Here is a 448-nt window from a genome sequence, read left to right as displayed (position 1 = left end):
CTGCCGCTTCATTCGCCACTTTCCAAACGACAGCATCGGCATTTTGCACCTGCTGCCATTGTTCGGCATTTTCAATGATTGGCCACACGCTGGATGCTTCTATCGGCTTGCCTTGCTGCCAATCGGCAAATTCCAACAATACGGCAGAGGCGGTTTGATGCTGAGCCGACAGATATGGCACAACATGATATTCGCCCATGCTGTTTTGACCGATCAAGCCGCTTTTCAGACGGCCTTGAAGCTGGCGCGGAATAGATAGGGAGCGTAATAATGCACTATTGGCAGGCAACATCGGCGCAACGGTAAAATCCCCTGCTTTTTGCCATGCCCATTTCTGCCCTTCCCTCGATTGGATTTCGCCTGTCCATTGGTCGGCCTCTACCCATAAAAAATGTAGGCGTACATGTGCGTGTTCGTAGGAATGGATTTTGGTCAACCACGGCGTAGC

The 448-nt window shown here is 51.3% G+C and carries 1 pseudogene; it reads right to left on the bottom strand.

What is annotated here, in order from left to right:
* Nucleotides 1–448, bottom strand: a pseudogene (locus tag ACTHUM_RS19720) (NTP pyrophosphohydrolase); the annotation flags it as partial.

This window comes from Neisseria sp. P0021.S006 (assembly GCF_051956895.1).
Note: the sequence above shows the minus strand (reverse complement) of the source record. Positions and strands in the feature narration are given on the sequence as shown.